This window comes from Actinomycetota bacterium, assembly GCA_005888325.1.
Classification (GTDB): domain Bacteria; phylum Actinomycetota; class Acidimicrobiia; order Acidimicrobiales; family AC-14; genus AC-14.
The window spans coordinates 1,295-3,924 of sequence record VAWU01000091.1 but is presented as its reverse complement, the minus strand read 5'-3'; the positions used below and the strand labels follow the sequence as shown (position 1 = coordinate 3,924).

Sequence of the window (2,630 nt, the reverse complement as noted above, 5' to 3'; positions counted from 1 at the left end):
GCTGCTGTGGGAGATGGTGGGCCACATGGGCGCGGACGTGGGCAATGCCGGATACGAGTACCACCTGGTGGAGCGGGCTCGCCTCTACGGCGCGACCGTGCAGGCGGCCATTCTCATGTCGGTTCGACAAGAGCCGAGGTTGGCGATCGTTCCCGAGCAGCCGGAGCTGGGCGAAGCGCGAGGCGGTCCGGCGCTCCAGCACTGAGCAGCGGCGACTCCAAGACTCTCGCGATCCTTCGAGTGTTCGCGTTCAGGAAGCCGGCCGAAGCCTCGGACGACGCGGGCATGAAACGAGCGCAGGTCCTCAAGACGGCACAACTGCCGCCGGGCGGCCCACTGTTGCAACGGCTGAACGCAGCTCTGAACGCTCGCTTCCCGCTTCCTGGGCGCGGCATGCCGCGTCCACGACGAGCTTGGGGACAGGACTGTCGGGATCGGGCAACCGCGGGATGGGTGGCGAAACTCACGTCGCTTGTGTCAACCGCTTCGCGAGCTCAATCGCGCCGTAGGCCAGAGCACTTCCGGCGCTGCCCTCGAGGATTCGACCGAGGGTTCGGAGCGCGCTCCTGATGATGGAGCGGTTGGGCTTCGGAGACCGGAGCTGGATTTCAATGGTCTGGCGGTTGGCGTCGACGACCGCAGCATCAGTCGGAGACAGCTCCATCTGGCCACGCGCTTGGGCGAGCTGCAGTTGCGTGAGAAACACTTCGATTTCACGCGCCTGGAGCGGCGTCAGCGCGTCAGGCTCGGTGACACCGTCCTCCGCGCAGACTTCGCGTTCGACCCTGTCGACACCAAGGATCGTGATCTCAAGATCCTCGCTCATGCCGTGTGGCTCGGCGTAACTGTGTCCGATCAACCAGTGCACGATCTGATCACACGTCTGCGCATCCAAACCCATGGTTTCGGCGATGATGCCTTGCGATTCAGACCGGAGTTTTGGGGTGGCGTCCGTGGCCTCGTAGAGTCGGCGGAGGAACTCCCACCGTCGCTGGTCGGTCTCTTCGATCGAGGTCACGTCGCACCCTTTCGTTGACAAAGCGTTGGCACGCGGCCCGTCGCGAGCCCAGCGAACACACTCCCCGACCTGCACCTACGAAGTCGAGCTGACGAGAGTTAGAACTTAGGGACCTCTTGACCCCAGTCATAGTCTGCGCGCGTCGCCGACGTGCGACTCCCCGCGAACCAGGAGAAGGGGCGACTTACGGCCTCGCCGCTCAGCGCTGTTCGACGCGCACCTCAGCCGGGACGAACATCGCAGGGAGGACCGTTCGGTCTGAGAGCCGCCGCGAACTCGGTACGTCGGCCCTTCGTCGCGTACGGCAGCCACTTCGAAGCCTCCTGCCCAGGCGCGATCGAAGCGGGTCCGGACCTCGACGGGCGTCCCGACCGGCCAGCGGGGGTCAGCCATCGTCGCGCGCTCGGAGTCGGGGGGCGGCCTCGAGTGCGGCCGCCGCCGTGGCGGGGACATCGGGTTGTTGACCATTGCCCCATGTGAGGGGCCAGCCGCGGGGCTGCCAGACCGTGAGCCGCGATGCGTGCGGCTCGGGCGCGGCGCGATTCGCCGCTCGGGGTGGCGGGCGACGCTGGCCGTCGAGCTGGGCGACGAGCAGGTCGACAAGTTCGTCGTCGCGCGCTCCCCGCTGGCCAAATGCCTGGTCGGGCGCATAGGGATACCAGGGCTCGTGGCGCATTTGGTTGCCTCCACTCTCGCCTGCGGGCATCGAAACCCGGCGGCGATCGGTGACGCGGCGACCTTACCCCTGAGCTGGCGGCGCTCCAAGCGGGTCGCGTCGGGCCCGCCGCCTCCCGAGTTGTCTGCAGCGCGTTCCCCATCGGCTTCGTGTTCTTCGACGGTTGCGCCCCAACGCCGTCGTCGCGCTCAACCGGGCGATCGCTGTGATGGAGGACCGTGGCCCGGCGGCCGCGCTCGACGCCCTCGCCGAGACCGACCTGCCGCCATTCACGACTGCATGGTGCGGCCGACCCTCTGGCCGCCGTACCACGCGATCAAGGGGTTTAGAGAGACGCGTACACCGAAGCTTGGTCGCGTCAACGCGGCCGGCCGCTCCTAGTGGTCCGTCACGGGTTTGGTGTGGGAGTGAGAGCGCGCGTCCTCGGCGGACTGAAGCGCACCGGGTTCCGTGGAGGCTCTAGGTGTTCCTCTCACGGACGTTGGTGACGCGGTAAGGGTCCACCAACGCGAGGACCTCCGGAAGTAGGTGTGCAGGTGTCGAATCCAGCACAACCTCCCGGAGGTCCTCGTGAGTCACCGTAATGCTCCTCTGACCCCCCGGGGTCGACTCCTGCTGTGCCGGCGGATCGAAGCCGGCACCCCCATCGCCCATGTGGCCGCGGCCATGGGTATCTCCCGGCGCTGCGCGTCGAAGTGGTGGTACCGCTACCTCGAGCTCGGCACCGACGGGTTGCATGACCGCTCCAGTCGCCCCCGACGTTCTCCCACCCGCATCAGTGCACAGGTCGAGACCAAGATCTGTCGCCGTCGCCGGTCCGAGCGAGTGGGCCCCGACCGCCTCGCCATCCACCTCGACCTGCCCGCCTCCACCGTCTATCGGGTGCTCCTGCGCCACGACCTGAACCGCCTGTGCCACCTCGACCGCCAGAGCGCG

4 protein-coding genes are annotated in these 2,630 nt (G+C 67.5%); 2 read left to right on the top strand and 2 right to left on the bottom strand.

The window, feature by feature from the left end:
- Positions 1 to 25 precede the first annotated feature (25 nt).
- Positions 26 to 205 carry a hypothetical protein gene (locus tag E6G06_22285; protein TML85039.1) on the top strand — a complete coding sequence of 60 codons (180 nt, stop codon included), beginning with the start codon at positions 26 to 28 and terminating at the stop codon, positions 203 to 205.
- Positions 206 to 463: 258 nt separating this feature from the next.
- Here E6G06_22285 and E6G06_22280 read toward each other — a convergent pair whose 3' ends face one another.
- Positions 464 to 1,018, bottom strand: a complete 555-nt coding sequence (locus E6G06_22280; protein ID TML85038.1) for a hypothetical protein — start codon at positions 1,016 to 1,018, stop codon at positions 464 to 466.
- 385 nt (positions 1,019 to 1,403) lie between these two features.
- Positions 1,404 to 1,694 carry a hypothetical protein gene (locus E6G06_22275; protein TML85037.1) on the bottom strand — a complete coding sequence of 97 codons (291 nt, stop codon included), beginning with the start codon at positions 1,692 to 1,694 and terminating at the stop codon, positions 1,404 to 1,406.
- 528 nt (positions 1,695 to 2,222) lie between these two features.
- Between E6G06_22275 and E6G06_22270 the strand changes: the two genes are divergently transcribed.
- Positions 2,223 to 2,630, top strand: a 408-nt coding sequence (locus E6G06_22270) for a hypothetical protein (GenBank protein ID TML85040.1), incomplete at its 3' end; no start/stop codon positions are given.

Bases quoted from the DNA above. Each gene is read 5' to 3' on its own strand.
- E6G06_22285 (TML85039.1), top strand. From the start codon at position 26: ATGGGCGCGGACGTGGGCAATGCCGGATACGAGTACCACCTGGTGGAG.
- E6G06_22275 (TML85037.1), bottom strand. From the start codon at position 1,694: ATGCGCCACGAGCCCTGGTATCCCTATGCGCCCGACCAGGCATTTGGC.